The sequence below is a fragment of the Leclercia sp. UBA5076 genome (assembly GCF_002416465.1).
Taxonomy (GTDB): Bacteria; Pseudomonadota; Gammaproteobacteria; order Enterobacterales; family Enterobacteriaceae; genus Enterobacter.
Map to the genome: position 1 here is coordinate 225,199 of NZ_DIAO01000004.1, position 25,138 is coordinate 250,336.

Sequence of the window (25,138 nt, forward strand, 5' to 3'; positions counted from 1 at the left end):
TGTATCTGCTCGCGTTTAACAGCATCGCAAGAATAAACTGTAGCTTGTCTCCGTAGCTATAGCTCAGATTAAAAAACGCCTTTTAACAATTTTTTATGCAAGAAGTATCTATGTGATAAGCCGAATTGGCGGGATGGCGGTGAATAATTCTTTAAAGAAAGGTTAAAGTCAGCAGAAAAACGGGTGTTATGCAGCCGCCACAACAGCGACTGCCTAAATGTCAGACAGGTTTAGTGCAGAAAATTGCCCGCAGATTCAGGCTGCTCAGCGCCCTCTTCGGCGTTGTAGAGCAGATGATGGGCGCTGGCTTCCAGCATCACCATAGAGATCTGCTCTTCGCTCTGCTGGATAAAGGCCGCGAACTGCGGGAAGGTCAGCCCAACGGACGCGGATAAAGACTGGCAAACCACCAGCTTTGGCAGATTATCATCCTGTATATCGAGAAATGCTTTTACCGTCAAAGAACTGGCATTGATGGCGGACAAATCCGATGCTAAGGCCAGCAGCGCCGAGGGTTTGACCTCCGCCAGCGCGGAGAAAAGAATGACGTCGTTAATCAAATCGAGCTTGGCATCGAACACGCCGTCAAAGTTTTGCATGTGCGGCAGGTGCAGCGCCTGGCAGGTGTCGCATTCAAAAAAGCTGACGCCCATGTTGTCCAGCCAATGGCGTAACGTATCAAGTGTCGGTACTACAAGTGAATCCATAACGGTGGAACCCCTTCAAAAAAATAGTGCCTGGTCCAGGCCACACTGTGCGGCAGGCCAGTTATCCGCCCGTTTTCAGGCAAAACTCCGGCGTGGCATGGCGTTCAATCCAGCCGATCATCTTCCCGGCGATATCAATCCCGGTGGTTTTCTCAATGCCTTCCAGCCCTGGCGAGGCGTTGACTTCCATCACCAGCGGCCCTCTGTCGGCGCGTAAGATATCGACCCCGGCAACGTCCAGCCCCAGGGTTCTGGCGGCCAGCAGGGCCATCTCCCGCTCGCGTGGGGTGATCTCCACCACCCGGGCTACGCCGCCCCGATGCAGGTTAGAGCGAAAATCGCCCTCTTTCGCCTGACGCTCGATGGACGCAACCACTTCATCGCCCACCACCAGGCAGCGAATATCGCGCCCTTTCGCCTCTTTAATGTACTCCTGCACCAGAATGTGCGCGTTCAGGCCGCGAAACGCATCCACCACGCTCTCTGCCGCCTGGCGGGTTTCGGCCAGCACCACGCCAATGCCCTGGGTGCCTTCAACCAGTTTAACCACCAATGGCGCGCCGCCGACCATCTCGATCAGATCGTGGGTGTCGTCGGGCGAATGGGCAATACCGGTGATCGGCAGGTCGATTCCCTGGCGGGCCAGCAGTTGCAGGGAGCGTAGTTTGTCACGCGCCCGGGTGATCGCCACGGATTCATTCAGCGGATAACTGCCGAGCAGCTCAAACTGGCGCAGCGCGGCGGTGCCATAAAAGGTGATAGCCGAGCCAATGCGCGGAATAACCGCGTCAAAATGCGGCAGCTGGCGCCCTTTATAGTGAATAGAAGATGCCGCCGGGCTGATATTCATATAGCAGGACAGCGGATCGAGGATTTCCACCAGATGGCCGCGCTGCTGCGCCGCTTCACGCAGGCGTTTACACGACCAGAGCGTTCCATCCCGGGACAATATGGCAATTTTCACCCTGCACCTCTCAGACATGATCTGGTAAAAGCCTGCGTATCATACACGCAGGCAGGCGCAGGATGAATGGACTTATCGCGTCGCCCAGCCCTGTTTGTGCAAATAGTCGAGAATAAACGGACGATTTTCTTTGATAATGGTGCGCCGGATATGGTCGCTCCAGGTGTCGCGGCGGTTATTGGTCGCGCGGCTGAGGTAGTAGTTCGCCAGCTCCTCGTCGTACTGCGCCAGCACCGCTTTATCGACCGGTTGGTAGTGGTTTTCATGCATCACCATCGCCGCAGGCAGGCGCGGCTTGACGTCCGGGTTATCCGCAGGCCAGCCCAGGCAGAGGCCAAACAGCGGCAGGACATGCTTCGGCAGCTGCAGCAGCTCGGTCACCGCCTCAATGCTGTTGCGGATGCCGCCAATGTAAACCCCACCCAGCCCCAGCGACTCCGCCGCGGTCATGGCGTTCTGCGCCAGCATTGCGGTATCCACCACGCCCAACAGGAGCTGCTCGGCGAGTCCAAGCTGTGCTTCGGGGCAAATTTGCAGATGGCGGTTGAAGTCGGCGCAGAAGACCCAGAATTCCGCCGCCTCGGCCACGTGCTTCTGCCCGCCGGTGAGGGTCACCAGCTGTTCACGCATCGCGGGATCGGTAATGCGGATGATGGAGCTGCACTGCAGGAAGCTGGAGCTGGAGGTTCCCTGCGCGCCGGCAAGAATGGCCTCACGCTGGGCATCGCTGATGGGTTGATCGGTAAAATGGCGAATGGAACGGTGGGAACGAAGCAGATCAATTACGGGCGTCATGCGGTCTCTCTGTACGGGCGTTAATGACAATATCGCCAGTATAGGCAAAGAAAAGGCGGCTGTAATTGGCGAAACATAGCCTGGAGGTATCAATGTAACAGGCAGAACCTGCTTTTCATTACCGATAGTTATCGGCAATATAGCGTCATTCGCCGTCAGGCTTCGTTTCAGGAGAGAGAACATGTTTGCAGTAATTTTTGGACGTCCAGGCTGCCCTTACTGTGTGCGCGCTAAAGATCTGGCAGAAAAACTGACCGCCGAGCGTGATGATTTTAACTACCGCTACGTGGACATTCATGCCGAAGGCATCACCAAAGCCGATCTGGAAAAAACCGTCGGTAAGCCGGTTGAAACCGTACCGCAGATCTTCCTCGATCAGAACCACATCGGCGGCTTTACCGATTTTGAAGCCTATGCCAAAGCGCACCTCGGGCTGTTTGCTGCCCAGTAAGCCTTTCTCGCCCTCACTCTGAGGGCGTTTTTATTCTTGCCCGGCGGTTCTCCAGCGCCCGGCGCACGAACAGAAAGAACAGCGCCCCCAACGCACACCAGAAGACCCCACTTAACAGCCAGGCCATCTCCTGCACAATCGTGCGTGAAGGGATAAAGACCAGACGCATTACCACCAGACAGAGGGGCGCGGCGAGTATTGCGCCGAGCAGCGGCCGGATGACCTCTCCTCCGCGGGAGACAAAACTGGCGGCAGCACCGGGCAAGGTGAAGAACAATAATCCCAGCTCAGGACGCCCGGCGGCAATAAATGCCCCCCTTACGTTGAACGTCAGGCAGATGCACACGCCGGTGAAAAGTAAAAAACAGCAAGCCACCCCAAACCAGTTACGTTTAATATTCAAATCGTCCCCCTACAGCGCGGGCAAATTCATTTTTCGTCCACTGGACGCACAATCAGATGGTTTATATGGCATTCCATGCCTGAACGGCGCGTCGTTACGCAATCACGAGCAGATGTTGCTGTCTGTTATAAATAAAGTAATAGTTTGGTATTATTATTCGATATATATTATAGTGTGCGGCCGGGAGCCGCAGCGCTCCTCAACACCGGGAAAACAGTAGCCTAAATCACCTGTCCCTTCAACCACTTACTGGTAAACAAGAAGTTATCCTTCGTGAACATAAACGTCGCAGAATTGTTAAACGGGAATTACATCCTGCTATTATTTGTGGTACTGGCGCTGGGCCTGTGCCTGGGTAAATTACGCCTGGGATCAATCCAACTTGGTAATTCTATTGGCGTTTTAGTCGTCTCGTTATTATTAGGCCAGCAGCATTTCAGTATTAACACGGATGCCCTTAATCTGGGCTTTATGCTGTTTATTTTTTGCGTCGGTGTTGAAGCCGGACCTAACTTTTTTTCTATTTTCTTCCGCGACGGCAAAAATTACCTGATGCTGGCGCTGGTGATGGTCGGCAGCGCCCTGCTGATTGCGTTAGGCTTAGGCAAACTGTTTGGCTGGGATATCGGCCTGACGGCGGGCATGCTGGCCGGCTCGATGACCTCCACGCCGGTGCTGGTTGGCGCGGGGGATACGCTGCGCCATCTGGGGCTGGATAACGCCCAGCTCTCTATGGCGTTAGATCATCTCAGCCTCGGCTATGCCCTGACCTATCTGATTGGTCTGGTGAGCCTGATCGTGGGCGCACGCTATCTGCCGAAGTTACAGCATCAGGATCTGCAGACCAGCGCCCAGCAAATCGCTCGCGAACGCGGTCTGGATACGGACAGCAAACGCAAAGTCTACCTCCCGGTGATCCGCGCCTACCGTGTCGGCCCGGAGCTGGTGGCCTGGGCAGACGGTAAAAACCTGCGCGAGCTGGGCATTTATCGCCAGACCGGCTGCTATATCGAACGCATCCGCCGTAACGGCATTCTGGCGAACCCGGACGGCGACGCGGTGTTGCAGATGGGTGACGATATCGCCCTGGTGGGTTATCCGGATGCGCACGCCCGTCTCGACCCGAGCTTCCGTAACGGCAAAGAGGTCTTCGACCGCGACCTGCTGGACATGCGCATCGTCACCGAAGAGATCGTGGTGAAAAACCACAACGCCGTGGGCCGCCGTCTGGGTCAGCTTAAACTGACCGACCACGGCTGCTTCCTCAACCGGGTGATCCGCAGCCAGATTGAGATGCCTATCGACGACAACATTGTGCTGAACAAAGGCGATGTGTTGCAGGTGAGCGGCGACACGCGCCGCGTGAAGACCGTTGCTGACCGCATCGGCTTTATCTCCATTCACAGCCAGGTGACCGACCTGCTCGCCTTCTGCGCCTTCTTTATCGTCGGCCTGATGATCGGGATGATCACCTTCCAGTTCAGCAATTTCAGCTTTGGCATCGGCAACGCCGCCGGCCTGCTGTTCGCCGGGATCATGCTCGGCTTCCTGCGCGCCAACCACCCTACCTTCGGCTATATCCCCCAGGGGGCGCTGAACATGGTGAAAGAGTTTGGCCTGATGGTGTTTATGGCGGGCGTCGGCTTAAGCGCAGGCAGCGGCATTGGCCACAGTCTGGGCGCGGTAGGCTGGCAGATGCTGGTGGCCGGGTTAATCGTGAGCCTGGTGCCGGTGGTGATCTGTTTCCTGTTCGGTGCCTACGTGCTGCGTATGAACCGCGCGATGCTGTTTGGCGCCATGATGGGGGCGCGAACCTGTGCGCCTGCGATGGAAATCATCAGCGATACCGCGCGCAGCAACATTCCGGCGCTGGGCTACGCGGGCACCTATGCCATCGCTAACGTATTGTTAACCCTCGCGGGGACGCTAATCATCATCATCTGGCCGGGTCTGGGATAAAAAATTTTTGCGCAATGGCGAAAAAATTTTCGCTATGCGCAGAACTTTTCTGCAAGACGTCAGTCATAACTATTGCCACTGCTTTTCTTTGATGTCCCCAATTTGTGGAGCCCATCAACCCCGCCGTTTTGGTTCAAGGTTGATGGGTTTTTTGTTGTCTTGAATTTATAATTTTACAAATAAATCACTTAAGCTATTGAATTCCGGCTCCTTCGCAAACAACTGGCGCTAAATACGGCGTTTCTTGTTGCCAGTCGTGGCCCGACGCAACTCCTAACCGCTACCATCGGAATCAAGCTACAGCCTGATATTGTGTTGCTGAGTGCGGCATATCTCTTGCGCCAATTGCTCCATCATACGGCCGTGTGAAGCAGGAGCGAGATTCGTAGCAACGCCGCCAACCAATCCACCACCAAAGTTCCACTGCGCAGAACTACCACTGCAATCTGTAACTAGATAATATTTTTGGATACCGAAATTCCAGGAACTGCGCAAGGTGGCCTCCGGTATGGCCATTCACAAAAAATGGCGGCAGACCTACTTTTCCACACCTTCCAGCCTGACCCACAGCGCCTAACCGTTTTGGTCCGGTACACTGTTCAACCGGGGCCGCAACAAAGCGTACAAGGTGGATATTGACCTGACCCACAGCAATCTGGCCCGGGGCCTGCTCTGCCCGGACGGTCAGTACCGCCAGATCGTCACCGTGGAAGATGCGGTACGCGGCGGCTGTAACCTTTTCGACCTCGACCAGCTGCGCATGGAGTACAGCCCGGACGAATACCAGAACCTGCTGATGTGCGAGTTTATTGACGATCTGGCGTCAGTGTTCCCGCTGAGCGAGCTGCAGGCCTGCATGGTGGACAGCTGGGAAGTATGGTCCTATTTTCAGGCGCTGGCGCTGCGCCCGTTTGGCTAGCGCGAAGTCTGGATTGGCTATGACCCGGCAAAAGGTACGCAGAACGGCGACAGCGCCGGATGCGTGGTGGTGGCACACCCCACGGTGCCGGGCGGCAAGTTCCGTATTCTTGAGCGGCACTAGTGGCGCGGGATGGACTTCCGCGCCCAGGCTGACGCGATTAAAAAGCTGACTCAGCAGTACAATGTGACCTATATCGGCATCGACTCCACCGGCGTCGGCCATGGTGTGTACGAGAACGTGAAGGCGTTCTTCTCTGCCGTGCGCGAGTTCGTCTACAACCCCAACGTCAAAAACGCCCTGGTGCTCAATGCATACGACATTATCAGCCACCGCCGTCTGGAGTTAGACGCCGGGCACACCGACATCGCGCAGTCATTCATGGCTTTCCGCCGGGCCACCACCGCCAGCGGGAACCGCCCCACCTACGAAGCCAGCCATGCAGACCTGGCATGGGCAACGATGCACGCACTGTTTAACGAACCGCTGCAGGGCGAAGCCGCCAATACCAGCAATATTGTGGAGATTTTTTGATGAGTGATCTTAACGCCCCTGTCGATACCCTAACCACAGAAGAAACTAAAACCACCTCGGCAGAGGCTTTTAGCTTTGGTCATCCGATCTCGGTACTAGACCGCCGGGAACTGCTGGATTATGTAGAGTACGTACAGATGGATCGCTGGTATGAACCGCCGGTGAGTTTTGACGGGCTTGGCGCGCACCTATCGCGCCGCCGTGCATCACAGTTCACCGATTGCCGTTAAGCGCAACATTCTTACCAGCACGTTTATTCCGCATCCTTTACTCAGTCAGCAGTCATTCAGCCGGTTCGTGCAGGATTACCTAGTATTCGGCAACGCCTACCTTGAGAAACGCACCAACCGGCTCGGCGGCGTTCTCTCGCTGGAGCCAGCCCTGGCGAAACATACCCGCCGCGGCGTTGACCTGGACACTTACTGGTTTGTGCAGTACGGATTCACCACGCAGCCCTATGAGTTCACGCCGGGAAGCATTTTCCATCTTCTTGAACCTGATATTAACCAGGAAATTTATGGGCTACCCGGCTACCTCTCAGCTATTCCGTCCGCCCTGCTCAACGAGTCCGTCACGCTTTTCCGCCGCAAGTATTACATCAACGGCAGCCATGCGGGCTTTATCATGTACATGACCGACGCCGCGCAGAACCAGGAAGATGTGAACAACATCCGCCAGGCCATGAAAAGCGCAAAGGGCCCCGGTAATTTCCGCAACCTGTTTATGTACTCGCCAAACGGTAAAAAGGACGGGATTCAGATCATTCCCCTGTCAGAGGTTGCCGCAAAAGATGAATTCCTGAACATCAAAAATGTTAGCCGTGATGACATGATGGCTGCGCACCGTGTACCACCGCAGATGATGGGCATCATTCCTAACAATACAGGCGGTTTCGGTGATGTAGAAAAAGCCAGTCGCGTGTTTGTTCGAAATGAGTTGCAGCCTTTGCAGAAAAGGCTGCAGGAATTAAACGACTGGCTTGAAGAGGAGGTAATTAGATTTACACCCTATATCTTAGTTGATGATTAATTTTCACCTTATTTCTTTCTTCTTAATTCGCGTCTTGTCCTAGCTTCGACAAGGCGCTGAGGTTCGGTATAAAGACGGTCCAGAAAAATGTATGTAAAATCCTCTAAATCTTCCGCCGCTGCCTTATCCAGTATCCCTTCATGCGCGCCATCATTACCATCATCCTTTACACATTCTGCTAAATCCCTTAAGTCCCTTGGCAAGAAGTTATTAGCAAATAGCCATTCCATTCTTAAACCCAGGCTTCTCTTTATCTTTTGCGCAGGCCCTTCATCGCCATCAGGAATAAGATCTTTTGTTGCATAGTCGAGACAAAGTCTAAACATAGTGGCTGCCGCATTATAGCAGCCGATAGCCAAGCATTTAGCCCCTTCCTCATATGCGCTATTAATATGCTCAGGTAAATATTCAGGTGGCTCCCCCACTGCTAAATCAGCAGGGGAAATAGGGTTACCAACTTCAGCCACATCCCTTAAACCAAATCCCCCGCCGGCCCAATTAAACCCATCAAAGGTTTGACCTTTTTCTAACGGCCAGCATAGAAAGATCGTCGTTTTATGACATTCTCGGCATACACAATAAAATTCATACTCGTGAGTCTTAGTCAAACCCAAGCCGTTATACACCTTCAAGAGATTCCAGCCGTTGACGTCGAATGCAATTTTCTGTGAACCGCATCTTGGGCAGTCATCCACTAACGTGACCATATCTGTATCTCCCCTAGTAAAACAAGCCTAACCATTGAATATTGATGATTTGAAAAATGAGCATATTTGATACCACAAACTTCATCATTTCAACCATCAGCGCGCGCTCGTATCCCCGCCACGCCTGCCCACTTTCGAGAATGGTTTTCATGCAGGTGCATAACATACGAAAAGTCCGTCACACCTGGCGGGCCTGAGCTACAACACTCCTCAAACGATCATGCGCTCTCATGCAGCATAGGCATGCACTTAGGGGAGAAGTAATGACCATTTGTATATCGAAGCAGAAGAACTAAGAAATCTTGAAGTGTGCTTTGAGCGATAAACATAGTCTGTAAATGGTTTATTTTCCCGAGATACTCACTAGCCCCAATCTGCTTATCGCATTCTTAAAATCAAACGTTCAGCCAAGAATATCTGAACGTTTAGCTTTTATGGAAAAAATGTATTTACTAGCGAATTGACGGTAATGTCAGGCACAAAGATTCATCATGAAGTTCCTGCATATAATCTGACCATAACCCTTGCATCTGCATGGTCTCTTTCAGATAAGAATATTCGACTGAACGATGAAGCATTGTTGCTGACACAGCAGAAAAGGGGGATGTTTTCTGACACTCACCTAATATTGCCTCGACTAGATTCATAAGAATGTTTTTACGTCTAGTACTTGGACTTTCATTAAACCCATTAAGCTTTTCTATTGCGTCATCAATACTGCTATCTATGAGCTCCCCTGCTTTACAACGCGGTATAAACTTGTGCTCCCTGTGATTAAAATTTAAAACATCCACTGTTGTTTCACCTAAATCAGTTTTACCTTTAATACGATAACCTCTCATATAAAGGTGTTCTGGCGGTAAATCGTTGCATGGATTTATTATAGGATTGAGTACAACATTATGGCGTTGTTTAGAACCATTACAGTGACGGCATGAAGGAAGGAGATTCTCCCATTTAATGACATCATCAGGGAAAGTTTTTTTATCCTTAAAATGCTCAATTTCATTATAGGTGCTAGCCTCTTCGAGCTTGACCTCACAAAATGCACATTTACCATTACCTAATTTTAGACATGCCGATTTTACTTCCGGATGATGCCAGACAGATGTTCCATTATCTTTGAACTCCTGAGTTAAAGATAGAAGATCCATACGAGTAAAAAAATCAGGAATAAAATTCCGCTCAAGCTTAATCATTTTACTCTTCTCTCTCTCGAATTGACATCAGGCTTATTTTAAGAGATTTACGAAGAACACTATTTTGATGCAACGCCATATCCAAATAATCATAAATTTCTTTAGCTTTGTCGAAATCTTCTCCATCAACAAAACGTTCGAAATTATCAAGCAGTTCCTGAAGTTTTCTACTGAGAGTGCTTTCCATCCCCATTACATCTAACAAAACCTCTTCAACTGTCCAAGCCGAATAACCCAAGCCATTTTCAGGAAGTTCTTTTACTCTCACTGCGCCATCATTATCTGGTACTAACGCAATGATCTGATGTGATTTTGCATTCTGTACTACATGTGGGCTGTGAGTTGTGACGATAAATTGTGCTGATGGAAATGTTGTCGTTAGGGCTTCAGTGATTCTTGCCTGCCACTCAGGATGCAAATGGAGCTCAATTTCATCAATAAGAATCACTCCATCGAATTCTTGGGCGTAAAGATCTTGCTCCGGATAACGAAGCTCGATCTCTTTAATAATCCCGAGAAGGAGACTCATACATGATTTGAACCCCGAGGACAGATATTCATACCATATTACCCCGGTTGGGGTATTTACAAAAATATCGTAAGATTTAGGATCGACGCGATTGTAAGAAAACTGTGGATTTAAAATTGATATACACTCCCTTGCGAGATGTATATTTTTTATTGTATTAGGACCGTAACCATTATCTACTTTTTCAAACAAATCCCTCTTAGCAAACCAATCCTTTATATCATGTAAATTGACACCTAAATTAATTTGTTGCGAAACAGCATCATCGGATAGTGATTTATCTGCATTCAACGCTTCAAGATGTTTATAATCAAAGTTACGTAATGTTTCAAATTTTATTAGTTTTCTTTTATCGAATCCGTTATTACTAAAATGGTGTATTTTTTCTGTAGGCAAATGGACGTTAACATCTAACACTGGATTGAAGATGGTAGAATTATCTTCTATTTTTAGACTGACACTTCCTGTTTCAGAAGTGACATTGCGTTTTATTTTATTAGTGTATCCATAAAGAAAAGGAAAGGAAGCAGCAAGCAAGAGGGTAGATTTTCCAATTCCGTTAGGCCCACATATAATATTCATGTCAGGTCTAAATTTTACGTACAGGGATTTTATCCCCCCGACACCATTGATAGTTAGCTCAGTCAGTTTCATATATTTCCTTATAATTTCTACTAACCCACACTCAGGATTAGCTCGATACTAAGTAACAAGCCAAGTATTGTAAATACAAAATCTTATTTTATATTCGAGCTAGAAAAGTGTGTTGCGCCCGCTGGTTGAGCAAACAGTACAAAGCTGACGACCATTGAAGGTAATGACCGCCATACCTAACGCCTCGCTTCACTCGTTGTTCAACCTTGCTCCCTCTGATAGGCTCTTATCGGGATCAATGTTTTAATGTAGCCATCTGTAGTCCTCCCTGACCTGCTACAAAATTTCCAGTACTCACTTTTTACTTTCGTTCAGTTTTAAGCCGCTCAGCTCCAAGTCGTTAGCGCTTCCCTTACGTATGTGGATTGACGTTTTGGATAGAAAGGGCGCAAATTTCAGCAAAGCTCGGATTCAAGGGCTCCCAGTGTTGCCTGGCTTATCTTCTGCTCTTTATCGATAATTATTTCAATGCGCATAGATCCCCCCTAACTGGTAGAGTCCATTGTGCGGCAGTACTCATGGTTACGTATTTTTGCCATCAGCTCATCAGTCAGCTCAGAAACCCACTGAATAGCCAGCTGCTTTTCTTCTTCGCAACAATCGCTTGCTGCTACCAGCTTTAAGAAAAAATCAATGCGCTGAAGTTTCAATGACTCCAAAAGATAATCCTGCATTTTCCCTCCTTTTACGGCCACTTACACAATATAACTGTATGTATAAACACTGTATATATATATAGTATAATAGCAATTCTAAATGTAAAACGCTTTTTTGGTCTTCAAAAAGAAAGACCTGATATGAATCAAGAACAGAAAAAACTTCCGACGTGTCAGTAATACTGCCGCCACTTCTCATCCTCGCGCAGCCGCCCGTTCTGGTACAAGATGCGCAGCCCTCCCCCTGACGGAAGGCTGCCGCCGCGTAAAAGTAAATCTGGCTCGTACTCACTGTCATCGAATCCTCTGGACCGCAGCTCATACTCCAGCTGCAGGCGCTACTACTCCGAAATATCCTGCTTGTAAGCCTTTTTCCGTTTCGGTTTTACAAGCCTGAGCCGGGCAACCAGCTACCGCCGTTCCTTTTTGCCCATGCCGTGCAGATAGTCCTGCAGGGCCTTTTCATCCATGGACGTAATATCCGGTACTTCCCCCCCTGTCTGGTTCAAATTTTCAACAGGGGGACAGTTATTGCCACGAGTCCAAGGGGTGCAAGCGCCCTGGTCGGCTGTCGCCTCATGAAGGTCAACGGCTTTACGAACCATTTTCCACTTCACTGCATGAGTGCAGATCCGGCCCTCAATGATCGGGGACCAGATGCCGTAAATACGAACACCATGATCGCCGTAGGCGCTAGGCTCGTCGTTCAGCTCAAAGGCAGTTCTGACAAGGTGATGTTTATGGGGAACCAGGACGCCGCCCTGCTTCATGATGTAGGTGGCAAAACAGCCAGCATCAGCTGCAGCCAGCACCGCATCCAGACGCGGGTTTTCCAGTACCGGCGCGCCTGCCTTCTTGTCACCCTGCGCCCTGGCAGCCTGACCAGCCAGCAAGCGCAGCTCGCGGTACGCCTGACGGCCAGGGATACCAAAGAAGCGGAATTGCTGAACACGGTGCAGCGAAGCCCAGGCGTTTACGTTCTCAGCGTTATCACGCAGTGATCTGCCCGTTTCTTTACTGATTTCCTGCGCCAACCCGCGCCCGTCGATATTCTTGCTGATGTATTTGGCGATATAGCTGGTCGGTGTACCCTTGCGCGTGTTGATAAGCTCAGACTTGAAGCGCGGCCCGGTATTGGTGCCCAGCTCCTCCCGGTCCTCACGAATGGCGAATTTACGCAGCAGCGCGGTGATGGATTTGCGGTCTTTTTTGCGCATGAAGCACAGCAGGTGCCAGTGCACGGTGCCGTCATGATGTGGTTCAGCAACGCGGACGCCATAATCAAATAAATTGCAAGGTTTTTAGGGAGTGGTCCGTGCACTTTTAGGGCTGGATACCACAGAAGAATAAAACGAAGATTTCAAGGCTGTTTTGAGCCATCTTTATTTATTGACCAATGACCCCAGACTTTACACACTTATGTAAGTTCTGCGCAGGGTGCGGGAAGGAAAATGTACATTCTCAAACCTGGTCACCCCGACGGTCGCGTAATGCTCTACATAAATAATAGCAAATTTACTAAGCACATTTTTGTTTCAATTAATAGCCATCAATTTACGCGGTAAAATAAACCTCATACTTTACTGACTTTTGCCGATAACCTCATCTCACCTTTCACTATATGCGCAAACTGAGGAATACGAATGAAAGTTGAAAGCAATTGGTTCGACGAACTTCTTAAAGTAACAATATACCGCGATCTCTTGTATCGGGCTTCTATCTGGACACTATTTCCTTTAATAACGCTAATCATTAACTGGAGAAGCAATAATTATTCTGCAGCAGATTATTTAATGAAAGCTTATGCATCAACTATGCCTGCTCTGAATTTTGTTTTTCCGGTAAGCACGATTATGGTACTGTTTGCTTTATATACAAAACACAGTGAGAGCATCTCTTCCCCAAAATGTCAGAATGTTAAAATACTCTATCACACGTTCAGACGTTTCACTTCCGATGTCCTTATCTGGATAGCAGGTGCATTGACCGGTTTAACGCTTTTGACCTTTATCAACTTTGGCATATTGTTTTATGATAACCCTCAAGATTTGACAATAGATAATATCGTCAAACTATTTCTTTCACTGTTCATACTTTTAGCCGTCCTGGGTTATTGTTTAACGACTTATGTTGCGATCAGAAGAGAAAAGTCTTTTCACTTTACGTCACCAAAATTAAACAAAGGATGGATTGTCACTGTCATTTATGGTTCTGCAATTGCAGTATGGTACGGTTACCTTAATTATCATAATATTCTTTAGCGACAGCCTATAAATAATGGCAACAACCTGGATCATCAGGACTGCATAACGCTGACTCCAGGTTATTTATTTAGCTTAAATGTCTTTATCACATCCTTTTGCCATGGGATGTTACAAGCGGTCATCGATTTTATTATCATAAAATCCGGTTCGCATACTTCGCCCCCCTTCCTCCAATTACCTGTTACGCTTAATACCTGAGACCACAATCCCCCGAGCCCAAGGAGCCCCAATGCTCGCGTTGTACAACACCGTGATCGTACTTTTAACCGTTGCCGCCATGGAACTCGTCGCCGCTCTTTCCCACAAGTACATCATGCACGGCTGGGGTTGGGGATGGCATGAATCGCACCACGAGCCGCGCACAGGCTGGTTTGAGGTGAACGATCTTTACGCCGTGGTATTCGCCGTGCTGGCGATTGTGCTGATTGCACTGGGAACGTGGGGCCTGTGGCCGCTGCAGTGGATTGGTGCCGGGATGACGGCCTACGGCGCGCTCTACTTTATGGTGCATGATGGGCTGGTGCATCAGCGCTGGCCGTTTCGCTATATCCCGCGCAAAGGTTATCTCAAGCGTCTCTATCTGGCGCACCGTCTGCACCATGCGGTGCGGGGCAAAGAGGACTGCGTCTCCTTTGGTTTTCTCTATGCCCCGCCGGTAGAAAAATTGCAGGCGACGTTACGCCAGCGCAAGGCGCGTCGCGCGGCTAGCGAGGGCGCTGCCAGAGCTGAGCCGGACGCGGCGACGGCGTCGCAAAACGAGAAGTAAGCGCCAGCAAGGCGCCTTTTAGCAGTAATCCCGATTTTTCCACCGAACTGGTGCCCTGTCGATTATCCCAGGCGCGGGCACCCGCCGCGCTCACCTTCACGCCAATTTCACGGTAGACCCCGTGCGCCGAGGCAATTGCCCATGCGGATCGCAGCGGTAGCCCGGCCAGACCTTGCCGGGCAGAGGCATAGTAAGGTTCGGCTTCGGCCACCAGCCTCTGGGCAATGCCCGCGAGGGGTTGGCGCATCTGGGGTGAGGTCATTGCCGCCGGGTCGATGTCCGCCTCCGCCAGCCACCGGGCCGGCAGATAGCAGCGACCAACCCGGGCATCCTCGACAATATCCCGGGCGATATTGGTCAGCTGAAACGCCAGGCCTAAATCGCAGGCGCGATCGAGCACCGCTTCATCGCGCACGCCCATCACCCTCGCCATCATCAGCCCCACCACCCCCGCCACGCGATAGCAGTATTGCAGGGTGTCATCGAAGGTCTCGTAATGGGTCTCGCGCACATCCATGGCAAAGCCATCCAGATGATCGTAAGCCAGCTGGAGCGGGATGTTGTGCCCCAGCGCCACCTCCTGAAAGGCGGCAAAGGCGGGTTCATGCATCTCGCCCCCCTCCCAGGCGCGCAGGGTCTGGCGTTTGAGCATCTCAAGACGCTGTTCTGCCGGGGTGAGCTCTACAGGAGTGACGTTAAACCCCAGCTCCTGCCCGTCGATCACGTCGTCGCAGTAGCGGCACCAGGCGTAAAGCATCAGCACGCTACGCCGGGTGGCGGGATCGAACAGCTTTGCGGCGGTGGCAAAACTTTTTGACCCCACGGCGATGGTGTCGGTGGCGTGATCCATCAGGGTTGTGTTCATCGGGAAAGCGCCTCCAGCATCAGTCCTGCCGTTGCTTTGGCCGAGCCAATCACCCCGGGAATACCGGCGCCTGGGTGGGTACCCGCCCCGACCAGGTAGAGGTTGGGGATGCGGCTGTCGCGATTGTGCGGCCGGAACCAGGCGCTCTGGCGCAGGATCGGCTCCACCGAAAAGGCGGAGCCCAGATGCGCCCCAAGCTGGTCGCGAAAATCAAACGGGGTAAACATGCGGTGAGTCACCAGTTGGCTACGCAGCCCCGGCATGTAGTGGGCTTCGAGATAGGCAAAAATCCTGTCGCGCAGGCGCGGCCCCTCAACGTCCCAGTCGAGATCCGCCGTCCCCAGATGCGGCACAGGCGCTAACACGTAGTAGCTGCCGCAGCCCGGCGGGGCCAGGGAGGGGTCGGTGACGCAGGGGGCATGCAGATAGAGGGAAAAATCCTCCGCCAGGGCGTTTTTATTAAATATCTCGTCGATAAGCGCTTTATAGCGCGGCCCGAAACAGACGGTGTGGTGGGCCAGATCGTGCTGCTTGTTAAGGCCAAAATAGAGCACAAACAGGGAGTTACTCATCCGTTTGCGCTTAAGCGAGGCCGCGCGCGCCGCCCCTGTGGGATGATGTCCCAGCAGCTTTTCATAGGTATGCACCACGTCGGCATTGGAGGCCACCGCCGCGACCGGGATCGTCCGGCCATCTTTTAGCGTGACGGCGCTGATACGATCGCCGTCTGCCTGCAGCCGGGTCACCTCCGCATTCAACTGTAGCTCGCCGCCCAGATCCTGGTAGAGCTTCACCAGCCCCTGCACCAGCGCCCCGGTGCCGCCCCGGGCAAACCAGACGCCCCACTCCCGTTCAAGGGCGTGGATCAGGGTGTAAATGGACGAGGTGGCGAAGGGATTGCCCCCCACCAGCAGGGAATGAAACGAGAACGCCTGGCGCAACTGTTCGTTCTCGATAAAGCGGGAGACCATGCTGTAGACGCTGCGCCAGGCCTGAAGGCGGGTAAGCTGCGGCCCGGCGCGAAGCATGTCGCGAAAAGAGAGGAACGGCACCGTGCCAAGCTTGAGATAGCCCTCGTTAAACACCTCCCGCGAATAAGCGTGAAACTTGCGGTAGCCCTCTACATCGCGCGGGTTAAATCGTCTTATCTGCTCTTCCAGCCGGGTCTGCACGTTGTCGTAATCAAAGACTTCTCCCGTCTCCCAGCAGAGGCGATAGAACGGGGTCACCGGCAGCAGCTCGACATAATCGACCATGCGTTTACCGGCCAGGGTAAAGAGCTCTTCGATGGCGCTGGGATCGGTTATCACCGTCGGCCCGGCGTCAAAGGTGAATCCCTCGTCGTGATAAACGTAAGCGCGTCCGCCGGGCTTATCCCGCTGCTCCAGCAGAAGCGTGTTGATGCCCTGCGCCTGTAGCCGAATGGCCAGCGCTAATCCGCCAAAACCGGCGCCAATAATCACTGTTTTATTCATGGTGAAACGCTCGCATCCGGGGAGTGAGTTTCAGTATGGCGAGCATCGCTTCGCCGACGGGTACCGGGGGCTTGCCTGCCAGGATCCGCGCTTTATCGGCCAGAGTAATGTTTCCGGCGTAAAAGCGGGCAATCAGCCCTTCGTTAAGAGAGTAAAACCGCTGCATCACCTGCCAGCGCTTATCGGCATCCCCCGCCAGGAAGAGCATGCGGTTGAGGGAGCGGAAAAAGCACTGCTCGCGCCACTGGCGCAGGGAGTAGCGATGGATAACGGAAAAAAGCGCGGCTGCGCTGCTATCCGCGCTTGCGGCAATAGCCTCGGCCAGCGCCACCGCGTGAGGCAGAGAATAGCCGGTGGTGGCATGAAACAGCCCGGCGCGCAGGCCGCTGCAGGGCTGTTTGTCTCGCCCCTGCCAGAAGGCCGGGAAATCGCCCGCCAGCATAATGGGGAGGTCGCCCTGCTCTTCGCGCTCAAGATGCGCCAGCGCCCAGCACTGCTCGCGGGCATAATCGGCGATGTTTTGCCGCGCAACGCCAGCATCCAGTCGGGCGGCGTCAACGTAGTGAGTATCTTCGATCAAGAGTTCGGTGGCGGAAAGCGGCAGCGTGTAGACAAAGCGATACCCGCCCTGCTGATTGACCGTGGCATCCATCAGGATGGGCCGGGTCAGGCCATGGGGCTCGCTCAGACGCCACTGCTGGCCGAGGAAAGACTGGCTGCCGGTAGTAAGATGCCTGTCCGCCATGTAGCCCCGACCATCAATGACCGCCCGGGCCTGGAGCGTGGTGCCGTCAGCAAGCGTCACCGACGTCGGGGTGAGCGCGGTGACTGCGACGCGGGTATGCAGATTGTCGCCGCAGGTCGCGGTCAACACCTCGGCAAAACGTTCGGAGGTGATGCTGAGATAGTCCCCGGCAAGGGTGCGGTTCAGGTCCGGAAAGCGGACGTCATACCCCTGCCAGCGGTGAGCCACCAGCGGGGCAACCCAGCGATGCTGTTCCGGAGTAATGTCGCCCTCGTGAAAAGACCAGGTGTGATTCCCGCCAGGCTTACTGTCAGCCTCAAGAAGCAGTACGCGCAGCGCCGGCTGTAGCTGTCGCAGGCGTAAGGCGATCAGCCCGTTGGCCAGTCCGCCGCCCGCTAAGATGATATCCCATGCTGGCGCCATTACGTTTGCGCCACCAGCGTGGCCTGACGCAGCTGGGCCAGGTTTGCACTGCCGGTGCAGAAGCAGGCGACGCGCAGCTGGTCGATAATCACCTGAAAATGGTCGATAACCGCCTCGCTGGAGGTTAACGCGCTTTGCAGCACGCCGGCCGCCTGCCCCACCAGGCTTGCGCCTAAGCGGATCGCTTTTGCCACCTCAATGCCGTTGGCGATCCCGCCTGAGGCCACCAGCGGCATATCGGGCAGCGCCTGATGCAGATCCTGGAGCGCCGTTGCGGTCGGGATCCCCCAGTCGGCAAAGGCCATCGCCACCGCCCGGTCGTGGGCATTAACGGCGCGTTCGCCCTCAACCGCCGCCCAGCTGGTGCCCCCGGCACCGGCGACATCCAGCATCGCCACACCTGCCGCGACCAGCTTGCGGGCCACCGGTACCGAAATCCCGTTGCCCACCTCTTTGACCACCACCGGCACATGCAGCGCCTCGACGGTGCGATGGATGGCATCGATGACGCCGCACCAGTTGCGATCCCCGCCGTGCTGCAGCGCCTCCTGCAGGGGGTTAAGGTGGATGATGAGCGCATCCGCCGCAAGGGTCTCGACGGCCCGTTTGGCATAATCCAGCCCCTGTGGTCCCGCGATTTGCGCCGCGCCGAGGTTCGCCATCAGCACAATGTCCGGGGCAACGGCTCGGAGTTCGCGCGTCAGGCCATACCTGGCGTCACTCTCCAGCGCCACGCGCTGGGAGCCCACCCCCATCGCCAGCCCCAGCGTCTGGGCGGCGGTGGCAAGGTGTTGGTTAATCTGGCTCGCCCGGCGGGTGCCGCCGGTCATGGAGCTTATCAGCAGCGGCGCGTTCAGGGTTCGGCCAAACAGCGGGGTCGAGAGGTCAATCTCATCAAGATGCAGTTCGGGCAGTGCGCAATGCCCGAAGCGCCATTTTTCAAAGCCGCTGGTACACTTTTTTACGCCGGGCGTGCTGTTAAGGACGATATCGAGATGATCGCTTTTACGTTGCGACAGGCTGCTCATTGACACTCCGACAGGGATAATGACAGGCTCTGGCTGATAAGCGTCAGCTGTTTTTCAAACCAGATGTGAACATAGTAGCGGGCGGTATTTCCCGGCTGACAGGCGGTAGCAATATGCTGATCGGCGCTGCGCACGTGCTCGCGCAGCCGCAGGAAGACACTCTCTGCCCCGAGCACGGCAACAAGCGTCGATTTGTCTTTATCCTGATGCGGATCTTTGCCGTTGGCACTGGAGCCATCGGTCAGGTCATCAATCAGCTGGAAGGCCTGGCCGAGATCGCGGGCAAAAAAGCGCAACCGTTCGCTGACCGGAGGCGGCGCGTCGGCCGCAATCGCCGCCAGTTGCAGGGTGGCGTTAAACAGGCTGCTGGTTTTCAGCTCATTGGTCAGGAGGATCTCATCGGTGTTTCGGTTCTGGCGAGCCTCATTGAGATCGCGGAATTGTCCCTGCACCAGCCCCATATGCCCCACGGAGGCAGAGAGCTCAGCAATCGCCCGCGCTTTTGCCTCGTGGGTCAGCGAAGGCGTGCGGGAGATGACGCAAAAAGCGTGACTGAGCAGCGCCACCGCCGCCAGAATCGCCACGTGTTCGCCATACTGGTAGTGAACCGTAGGCCGCCCGCGGCGGAGCGTAGCGTTGTCCATGCAGGGCATGTCATCCAGGATCAGGGAGGCGACATGGACCATCTCAATGGCGCAGGCCAGATCGAGAATGCCCGTCGGCTCTGTTTTGTAGCCCATATCCCGCGCCGCCAGCAGCAGCAACAGAGGGCGCATGCGCTTGCCCGCGACAAGCGTGGCATCGCGCATGGCCGCATAGACCTGCCCTTCCTGCTCTCCCGCAGGCAAAAGTTGTTCGAGACGTTGCTCAAACGCAGACAGCAGCATTTTCACATCATCTTCATGACTGTGGGTCATAGTGGCTTCCCCGGTGTTATGGTGGCGACGTCCGCAGAAGAGGTAGAAACGCTTGCCGCAGGCTGGTTTACAAAGCGTAGCGTATCCTTCTGCGTTTTGTTGTCTGACGAAAAAAGAGAAAGCAGTAGTGGATTTTAATATTATTAAAATCAATAAATTATAGTAATACCAAAGAAGCAAATTGCACAAAAATTTACACTTGTAGAGATTTTAGGCGTCCTGGTTCGCTTCTTTTTTGCTAAAGGCTAACCGTAGCGCGTACTCGCGCACATCCTGCGGCCAGTTTGCGATAGTGGCCGTAAACGTGGCTTCATCGTCAGCAAACAGCGCGCGCATGCTGGCCTCGTAGCCAGGAAGATCCCCGGCAATTTCGTACATAAAGTGATAGGCGCGGTCGTGGCGCTGGCGCTTGTTATCCACCGGTTTAGCGCTTTTCCTCGCCTGATCGATAAGCCTGCGCAGGGTGGCGGAAGCGCCGCCGGGCTGGGTAGCCAGCCACTCCCAGTGTCGGGGCAGCAGGGTGACCTCTTTTGCCGACACGCCCAGTTTTGGTCGTCCACGGGTTTTCACCGCGGTGCTTTCCGCCAGCTCCGGGTAGACCGCCAGGGTGCTGGCAATATCTGCATGAAGATGAATATCGAGGCGCTTGCCGCTGCGATCGTTAAAGATGAAAACGGTTTCACGACCGATGTTAGCGAATTGTAACTGCTGCATCAGTTCGCTCAGGGTTCCGTGCGCAATCTCCTGCTGCCGCCAGAAGGCGGTAAGGGTGATAGCGGGCATGTGCTTGCCTTTTTATCCGGGTAAAAATATAAGCGTAGGCTGACAATAAGAATGGTGCCAATTTTACCCGGGTAAAATTTATTATGCCCGTTTAGCCTGATATGATGCCATCGATTTGTGGATAAATTTTCAACACTATTTCTGGCACAATGTTACGTAAAAGTAAAATCACTATCTGCGTTTGCGGCAAAGGCTGTTGCTGACCTGACGCTTATCCCCCCTCCCCCGCAATCCGCCCTACCATCGCCCTTAACTCTTCTCGTGAAAGCGGCTGCCGGTCGGTAACAAAATGCAGCGTCATCCCTTCGATAAACGCATCCAGCGCGCGGGCGGTGACCGGATCAAACCACTGCTCCAGCGTCGTCTGGCTGGTTTTCATCCAGTCCTGCATCACGGTTTTTAACGACGGGCTGCGGTTCATAAAGGCATAAAGCTGGTACATCAGCTCCATATTGTGCGGCGTGGTGACCTGGGAGCTGTGAATCAGAGTGGTAATCGACTCGCAGGCCATCTCCGGCCCCGTCACCCCGGCAAAAAACTCGCGGTATTGCACCGACATCTGCTGCGTAAACCAGGTGAAGGCTTCCTCAAGCAGCGCGTCCATTCCGGCGAAATAGTAGGTCATCGACCCCAGCGGCACCCCGGCGCAGCTGGCGATTTTGCGGTGGGTGACGGCGTTCAGGCCGTGTTCGGCGATGGTGTCCAGGGTGGCCTGCAATATCCGTTCCCGCCGTTGCGGATCGTTGGGTCGTCTGTTCATTTTTACCTCAGCGAATTTATGTACAAATGTACACAAACTTGCTAGTGTTGTCTCCTGTGTTGTCCCTCTGGTACAGAAATCATGACCGACATCTCATCGCGCAAAAAGCTGCAACGCCGCCTGTGGGCGCTGTTTATGTTCTTCTTTATCCCCGGCCTGTTGATGGCCTCCTGGGCCACACGTACCCCCGCCATTCGCGACATTTTGTCGGTCTCGACGGCGGAAATGGGCATCGTGCTATTTGGCCTGTCGATAGGCTCGATGAGCGGCATTCTCTGCTCCGCCTGGCTGGTTAAGCGCTTCGGCACGCGGACCGTGATCCGCACCACCATGTGCTGCGCGATTCTCGGTATGATGATGCTCAGCGCTGCGCTATGGTTTGCCTCCCCGCTGGCGTTTGCCCTCGGGCTGACCGTCTTTGGCGGCAGTTTTGGCGCGGCAGAGGTGGCGATCAACGTCGAAGGCGCCACTATCGAGCAGGAGATGAACAAAACCGTGCTGCCGATGATGCACGGCTTTTACAGCCTCGGTACCCTGGCAGGCGCCGGTATCGGCATGGCACTTACCGCCTCCGGTATCGCTGCCACGACCCATACTTTGCTGGCGGCGCTGGTCTGTATCGCCCCGGTTCTGCTGGGGATCACCGCCATCCCGGATGGCAACGGCAAGAACCAGGCCGGTGAGAGCAAAAAGGGTGAGAAAGGCGTGCCGTTTTATCGCGATATGCAGCTGATGTTGATTGGCGTGGTGGTCCTGGCGATGGCCTTTGCCGAAGGTTCTGCAAACGACTGGCTGCCGCTGCTGATGGTGGACGGCCACGGATTCAGCCCCACCTCCGGCTCGCTGATTTACGCCGGGTTTACGCTCGGTATGACCGTCGGTCGCTTTACCGGCGGCTGGTTTATCGACCGCTACAGCCGCGTGACGGTGGTCCGCGCCAGCGCCCTGCTGGGCGGGCTGGGTATTGCATTGATTATTTTTGTTGATGTCGACTGGGTGGCCGGCGTGTCGGTGATCCTGTGGGGACTTGGCGCTTCGCTCGGCTTCCCGCTCACCATCTCGGCAGCCAGCGATACCGGCCCGGATGCGCCAGGGCGCGTCAGCGTGGTTGCCACCACCGGCTATCTCGCCTTCCTGGTGGGCCCGCCGCTGTTGGGCTTCCTCGGGGAGCATTATGGCTTACGCAGCGCCATGATGGTGGTACTGGGCTTAGTGATCATTGCCGCCCTGGTCGCCCGGGCGGTCGCTAAACCGGCGTCGCAGAGTGAATCTGTCATGGAGAATGGATAATGAGCGTTAAGATGATTGCGGTTGATATGGATGGCACCTTCCTGAACGATGCGAAGGAGTACAATCGCGCGCGCTTTCTGCGCCAGTATGCGCAAATGAAGGAGCGTGGCATACGGTTTGTGGTCGCCAGCGGTAACCAGTACTACCAGCTGATCTCCTTTTTCCCGGAGATAGCCGATGAGATCGCCTTCGTCGCTGAAAACGGCGGCTGGGTGGTGAATGCCGGAGAGGATATTTATAACGGCGAGCTGACCCAGGCGCAGTTCGCCACCGTCGCGGAGTTTCTCTGTTCCATCCCGGAAGTGGAAGTGATCGCCTGCGGGAAAGGCAGCGCCTATACCCTCAAGCACTATGGCGAAGCGTTCCACGACGTTGCCGCGAAATATTATCACCGCCTGGAAAAGGTGGATAATTTCGACAACTTTAACGATATCTTCTTTAAATTCGGGCTGAATCTGCCGGATGAGGCGATCCCGCGCATCCAGGAGATGATCCACGACAAACTGAGCGATATTATGGTGCCGGTGACCACCGGCTACGGCAATATCGACCTTATCCTGCCGGGGATCCACAAGGCCAACGGCCTGCGTCTGCTTCAGGAACTGTGGGGCATTGATGACAGCGAAGTGGTCGCCTTTGGCGACAGCGGTAACGACGTGGAGATGCTGAGCCAGGCCGGGTTTAGTTTTGCCATGGCCAACGCCCGGGATCACATCAAAGCGATCGCCCGCTATGAGGCGCCGCACAATAATGAAGAAGGGGTGCTGGAGATTATCGACCGCGTCCTGAACCGCGAGGCGCCGTTCAGCTAAGGCCATGCCCGGCGGCGCGTTGCTTGCACGGGCCTGCGACTTTGTAGGCCGGGTAAGCGCAGCGCCACCCGGCAAAAATGCGAGCACAGTGCCTATGCCCGGCGGCGCTTCGCTTGCGCAGGCCTACGGGTTCGCAGGTCTTGTAGGCCGGGTAAGGCTAAGCCGCCACCCGGCAAAATGCGGGCACCATGCCCGCTTAATCCGGTTGTAACGAACTGCCCACCCGCTTGTCTTTCAGGAAGACAAACATCAGCGCCAGCCACAGCAGGCCGTTTACCAGATTAAACAGGCTGAACAGCCCGTTGCCGCCGCTGCTGAAGGCGTGTTTGCTCACCTCAATGCCCACGGTAAAGATCAGCATCTGTAACATGCCCATCGCCGCCGACACCGTCCCTTTGCTCACCTCGCTGGCAAACAGCGTCAGACGCACCAGCCCGGCGTTTGCCAGCCCAATACCAAACGCGTAGATGCTGAGACCCGCGGTCATCCACAGGTAAGCGTGCGATGAGACGACCGTCGCCACCGCGGCCACCACCAGCCCAATCACGATCGGCCAGCCGCCCATAATAATCAGCGAGCGCACGGTACGGCGCGAGGTCAAACGGGCCAGCACGATATTACCCACAATCAGCGCACCAAAAATCGGCACCTGCAGCAGGCCATATTCGTAGCTGCTGAGGTTTTCGCCGCTGATGATGATCACCGGCGACTGGGCGATCCACGCCAGCAGCGGCAGGCAGACAAAGCCAATCGCCAGCGCCCCGGCCACAAAGCGACCGTTTTTCAGCACCTCTTTATAGTCGCGCCCCAGCTCCTGCAGTGAGAGCTTTTCGCCGATGCGGGTAGCCGTTTCGGGCATCGCCCGGTGCAGACCATAAAACGAGATGGCGGCCAACACGGCAAACAGCACAAACATCCCCTCCCATGGCGCGACGTGCACCCACGCCGCCCCTACCAGCGGGCCCAGCAGCGGCGCAATCAGCGCCACGTTAGCCATCAGGGCGGTGATTTTGATGCACACCGCCTCCTCAAACGACTCCTGGATGGCGGCGTACCCGACCGCGCCGATAAAGCACAGGCTGACCCCCTGTAAAAAACGCAGCACCATAAACTGCTCGATGGTTTGCGCCAGCAGGGTCGCCAGACAGGTGACGATAAACCACGCCACCCCGGTGAGCATCACCGGACGACGGCCAATACGGTCCGACAGCGGGCCGAGCAGCCACTGTAAAAACATCCCCCCCGCCAGGTAAGCGGTCATGGAGGTGGGCACCCACTCGATCCCGGCGTTGTACTGCGCCACTACGGCGAGCATGCCGGGCTGGATCATATCGTTACCGATATAGGTGGAGAATTCGTAAAGCACCAGGCACAGGGGGAACAACAACGCCTGACGCCCCAGGCGAGTGCCAGAAGAAGAACGGTTTAACATGGAGTCTCAATATCCGATAAAAAATCGCGCAGAGTGTAATGAAATGGCCGCGCCAGCGATAGCAGATTCACG

22 protein-coding genes and 4 pseudogenes are annotated in these 25,138 nt (G+C 54.2%); 8 read left to right on the plus strand and 18 right to left on the minus strand.

Features of this window, described 5'->3' with window-relative positions; genetic code table 11:
• Positions 1 to 230: 230 nt before the first annotated feature.
• The 3 genes from B3X29_RS04685 to nfsA all read right to left on the minus strand — a co-directional run bounded on the left by B3X29_RS04685 (position 231) and on the right by nfsA (position 2,466).
• Positions 231 to 707, minus strand: a complete 477-nt coding sequence (locus B3X29_RS04685; protein WP_103178858.1) for a YbjN domain-containing protein — start codon at positions 705 to 707, stop codon at positions 231 to 233.
• A gap of 61 nt (positions 708 to 768) precedes the next feature.
• Complete coding sequence (gene rimK, locus B3X29_RS04690; RefSeq protein ID WP_103178857.1) at positions 769 to 1,671, minus strand: 30S ribosomal protein S6--L-glutamate ligase; 903 nt, start codon at positions 1,669 to 1,671, stop codon at positions 769 to 771.
• A gap of 72 nt (positions 1,672 to 1,743) precedes the next feature.
• Complete coding sequence (nfsA, locus tag B3X29_RS04695; RefSeq protein ID WP_103178856.1) at positions 1,744 to 2,466, minus strand: oxygen-insensitive NADPH nitroreductase; 723 nt, start codon at positions 2,464 to 2,466, stop codon at positions 1,744 to 1,746.
• Between the two features lie 181 nt (positions 2,467 to 2,647).
• Between nfsA and B3X29_RS04700 the strand changes: the two genes are divergently transcribed.
• Positions 2,648 to 2,917, plus strand: a complete 270-nt coding sequence (locus tag B3X29_RS04700; protein ID WP_159339230.1) for a GrxA family glutaredoxin — start codon at positions 2,648 to 2,650, stop codon at positions 2,915 to 2,917.
• Between the two features lie 13 nt (positions 2,918 to 2,930).
• On the opposite strand, the gene B3X29_RS04705 is transcribed toward B3X29_RS04700, so the two are convergent.
• Positions 2,931 to 3,320: an inner membrane protein YbjM gene (locus B3X29_RS04705; RefSeq protein WP_103178854.1), complete on the minus strand. Its 390-nt coding sequence runs from the start codon at positions 3,318 to 3,320 to the stop codon at positions 2,931 to 2,933.
• Between the two features lie 273 nt (positions 3,321 to 3,593).
• Here B3X29_RS04705 and B3X29_RS04710 point away from each other — a divergent pair, with 273 nt between their 5' ends.
• The 3 genes and pseudogenes from B3X29_RS04710 to B3X29_RS04725 all read left to right on the plus strand — a co-directional run bounded on the left by B3X29_RS04710 (position 3,594) and on the right by B3X29_RS04725 (position 7,761).
• On the plus strand, positions 3,594 to 5,279 hold the full coding sequence (locus B3X29_RS04710) for an aspartate:alanine antiporter (RefSeq protein ID WP_103178853.1): 1,686 nt from the start codon (positions 3,594 to 3,596) through the stop codon (positions 5,277 to 5,279).
• 422 nt (positions 5,280 to 5,701) lie between these two features.
• A pseudogene (locus B3X29_RS04720) lies at positions 5,702 to 6,732 on the plus strand (terminase large subunit domain-containing protein); the annotation flags it as partial.
• Positions 6,732 to 7,761: pseudogene (locus B3X29_RS04725) on the plus strand (phage portal protein). The pseudogenes B3X29_RS04720 and B3X29_RS04725, both read left to right, overlap by 1 nt.
• Positions 7,762 to 7,769: 8 nt before the next feature.
• On the opposite strand, the gene B3X29_RS04730 reads toward B3X29_RS04725, so the two are convergent.
• The 6 genes and pseudogenes from B3X29_RS04730 to B3X29_RS04755 form a co-directional block, all read right to left on the minus strand.
• Entirely contained in the window at positions 7,770 to 8,468 is a 699-nt protein-coding gene (locus B3X29_RS04730) for a DUF4145 domain-containing protein (protein WP_159339231.1), read from the minus strand.
• A gap of 452 nt (positions 8,469 to 8,920) precedes the next feature.
• Positions 8,921 to 9,667, minus strand: a complete 747-nt coding sequence (locus B3X29_RS04735; RefSeq protein WP_159339232.1) for a hypothetical protein — start codon at positions 9,665 to 9,667, stop codon at positions 8,921 to 8,923.
• Between the two features lies 1 nt (position 9,668).
• On the minus strand, positions 9,669 to 10,850 hold the full coding sequence (locus tag B3X29_RS04740) for an AAA family ATPase (RefSeq protein WP_159339233.1): 1,182 nt from the start codon (positions 10,848 to 10,850) through the stop codon (positions 9,669 to 9,671).
• Between the two features lie 294 nt (positions 10,851 to 11,144).
• Positions 11,145 to 11,326 (minus strand): annotated as a pseudogene (locus B3X29_RS04745) (DinI-like family protein).
• A 9-nt stretch (positions 11,327 to 11,335) separates the two neighbouring features.
• Positions 11,336 to 11,524 (minus strand): hypothetical protein, encoded by a 189-nt coding sequence (locus B3X29_RS04750; RefSeq protein WP_159339234.1) that lies wholly within the window; start codon positions 11,522 to 11,524, stop codon positions 11,336 to 11,338.
• Between the two features lie 155 nt (positions 11,525 to 11,679).
• Positions 11,680 to 12,786: pseudogene (locus B3X29_RS04755) on the minus strand (replication endonuclease); the annotation flags it as partial.
• A 363-nt stretch (positions 12,787 to 13,149) separates the two neighbouring features.
• Here B3X29_RS04755 and B3X29_RS04760 point away from each other — a divergent pair.
• On the plus strand, positions 13,150 to 13,767 hold the full coding sequence (locus B3X29_RS04760) for a hypothetical protein (RefSeq protein WP_290511845.1): 618 nt from the start codon (positions 13,150 to 13,152) through the stop codon (positions 13,765 to 13,767).
• Positions 13,768 to 13,999: 232 nt separating this feature from the next.
• Positions 14,000 to 14,536, plus strand: coding sequence for a sterol desaturase family protein (locus tag B3X29_RS04765; protein WP_103823447.1), 537 nt, complete (start codon positions 14,000 to 14,002; stop codon positions 14,534 to 14,536).
• Here B3X29_RS04765 and crtB read toward each other — a convergent pair.
• The 7 genes from crtB to B3X29_RS04800 form a co-directional block, all read right to left on the minus strand.
• Positions 14,475 to 15,401 carry a 15-cis-phytoene synthase CrtB gene (gene crtB, locus B3X29_RS04770; RefSeq protein ID WP_103178851.1) on the minus strand — a complete coding sequence of 309 codons (927 nt, stop codon included), beginning with the start codon at positions 15,399 to 15,401 and terminating at the stop codon, positions 14,475 to 14,477. The two genes, B3X29_RS04765 and crtB, sit on opposite strands and share 62 nt — an antisense overlap.
• Complete coding sequence (locus B3X29_RS04775; protein ID WP_103178850.1) at positions 15,398 to 16,876, minus strand: phytoene desaturase; 1,479 nt, start codon at positions 16,874 to 16,876, stop codon at positions 15,398 to 15,400. The genes crtB and B3X29_RS04775 overlap by 4 nt, the downstream gene beginning before the upstream one ends.
• Positions 16,869 to 18,044 carry a lycopene beta-cyclase CrtY gene (crtY, locus tag B3X29_RS04780; RefSeq protein ID WP_290511846.1) on the minus strand — a complete coding sequence of 392 codons (1,176 nt, stop codon included), beginning with the start codon at positions 18,042 to 18,044 and terminating at the stop codon, positions 16,869 to 16,871. The genes B3X29_RS04775 and crtY overlap by 8 nt, the downstream gene beginning before the upstream one ends.
• Complete coding sequence (gene fni / locus B3X29_RS04785; RefSeq protein ID WP_103178848.1) at positions 18,044 to 19,072, minus strand: type 2 isopentenyl-diphosphate Delta-isomerase; 1,029 nt, start codon at positions 19,070 to 19,072, stop codon at positions 18,044 to 18,046. Before fni ends, crtY begins: the two co-directional genes overlap by 1 nt.
• Positions 19,069 to 19,989, minus strand: a complete 921-nt coding sequence (locus tag B3X29_RS04790) for a polyprenyl synthetase family protein (protein ID WP_103178847.1) — start codon at positions 19,987 to 19,989, stop codon at positions 19,069 to 19,071. Before B3X29_RS04790 ends, fni begins: the two co-directional genes overlap by 4 nt.
• 210 nt (positions 19,990 to 20,199) lie before the next feature.
• Positions 20,200 to 20,772, minus strand: coding sequence for a DUF2239 family protein (locus tag B3X29_RS04795; protein ID WP_290511847.1), 573 nt, complete (start codon positions 20,770 to 20,772; stop codon positions 20,200 to 20,202).
• A gap of 211 nt (positions 20,773 to 20,983) precedes the next feature.
• The gene (locus tag B3X29_RS04800) at positions 20,984 to 21,532 is read right to left on the minus strand and encodes a TetR/AcrR family transcriptional regulator (protein ID WP_156654173.1); all 549 of its coding nucleotides are present in this window, start codon (positions 21,530 to 21,532) and stop codon (positions 20,984 to 20,986) included.
• Positions 21,533 to 21,613: 81 nt separating this feature from the next.
• Between B3X29_RS04800 and B3X29_RS04805 the strand changes: the two genes are divergently transcribed.
• Together B3X29_RS04805 and B3X29_RS04810 are read left to right on the plus strand one after the other, a co-directional pair.
• Positions 21,614 to 22,822, plus strand: a complete 1,209-nt coding sequence (locus B3X29_RS04805) for an MFS transporter (protein WP_103178844.1) — start codon at positions 21,614 to 21,616, stop codon at positions 22,820 to 22,822.
• Positions 22,822 to 23,634: a Cof-type HAD-IIB family hydrolase gene (locus B3X29_RS04810; RefSeq protein ID WP_159339236.1), complete on the plus strand. Its 813-nt coding sequence runs from the start codon at positions 22,822 to 22,824 to the stop codon at positions 23,632 to 23,634. Before B3X29_RS04805 ends, B3X29_RS04810 begins: the two co-directional genes overlap by 1 nt.
• Positions 23,635 to 23,830: 196 nt before the next feature.
• Here the strand turns inward: B3X29_RS04810 and B3X29_RS04815 are convergent, their stop codons facing one another.
• Positions 23,831 to 25,066 (minus strand): MFS transporter, encoded by a 1,236-nt coding sequence (locus B3X29_RS04815; RefSeq protein WP_103178842.1) that lies wholly within the window; start codon positions 25,064 to 25,066, stop codon positions 23,831 to 23,833.
• Between the last annotated feature and the right edge of the window lie 72 nt (positions 25,067 to 25,138).

Coding starts and splice junctions, on each gene's coding strand:
- B3X29_RS04685 (WP_103178858.1), bottom strand. CDS start 707: ATGGATTCACTTGTAGTACCGACACTTGATACGTTACGCCATTGGCTG.
- nfsA (WP_103178856.1), bottom strand. CDS start 2,466: ATGACGCCCGTAATTGATCTGCTTCGTTCCCACCGTTCCATTCGCCAT.
- B3X29_RS04700 (WP_159339230.1), top strand. CDS start 2,648: ATGTTTGCAGTAATTTTTGGACGTCCAGGCTGCCCTTACTGTGTGCGC.
- B3X29_RS04730 (WP_159339231.1), bottom strand. CDS start 8,468: ATGGTCACGTTAGTGGATGACTGCCCAAGATGCGGTTCACAGAAAATT.
- B3X29_RS04735 (WP_159339232.1), bottom strand. CDS start 9,667: ATGATTAAGCTTGAGCGGAATTTTATTCCTGATTTTTTTACTCGTATG.
- B3X29_RS04740 (WP_159339233.1), bottom strand. CDS start 10,850: ATGAAACTGACTGAGCTAACTATCAATGGTGTCGGGGGGATAAAATCC.
- B3X29_RS04750 (WP_159339234.1), bottom strand. CDS start 11,524: ATGCAGGATTATCTTTTGGAGTCATTGAAACTTCAGCGCATTGATTTT.
- B3X29_RS04760 (WP_290511845.1), top strand. CDS start 13,150: ATGAAAGTTGAAAGCAATTGGTTCGACGAACTTCTTAAAGTAACAATA.
- B3X29_RS04765 (WP_103823447.1), top strand. CDS start 14,000: ATGCTCGCGTTGTACAACACCGTGATCGTACTTTTAACCGTTGCCGCC.
- crtB (WP_103178851.1), bottom strand. CDS start 15,401: ATGAACACAACCCTGATGGATCACGCCACCGACACCATCGCCGTGGGG.
- B3X29_RS04775 (WP_103178850.1), bottom strand. CDS start 16,876: ATGAATAAAACAGTGATTATTGGCGCCGGTTTTGGCGGATTAGCGCTG.
- crtY (WP_290511846.1), bottom strand. CDS start 18,044: ATGGCGCCAGCATGGGATATCATCTTAGCGGGCGGCGGACTGGCCAAC.
- fni (WP_103178848.1), bottom strand. CDS start 19,072: ATGAGCAGCCTGTCGCAACGTAAAAGCGATCATCTCGATATCGTCCTT.
- B3X29_RS04790 (WP_103178847.1), bottom strand. CDS start 19,989: ATGACCCACAGTCATGAAGATGATGTGAAAATGCTGCTGTCTGCGTTT.
- B3X29_RS04795 (WP_290511847.1), bottom strand. CDS start 20,772: ATGCCCGCTATCACCCTTACCGCCTTCTGGCGGCAGCAGGAGATTGCG.
- B3X29_RS04800 (WP_156654173.1), bottom strand. CDS start 21,532: ATGAACAGACGACCCAACGATCCGCAACGGCGGGAACGGATATTGCAG.
- B3X29_RS04805 (WP_103178844.1), top strand. CDS start 21,614: ATGACCGACATCTCATCGCGCAAAAAGCTGCAACGCCGCCTGTGGGCG.
- B3X29_RS04810 (WP_159339236.1), top strand. CDS start 22,822: ATGAGCGTTAAGATGATTGCGGTTGATATGGATGGCACCTTCCTGAAC.
- B3X29_RS04815 (WP_103178842.1), bottom strand. CDS start 25,066: ATGTTAAACCGTTCTTCTTCTGGCACTCGCCTGGGGCGTCAGGCGTTG.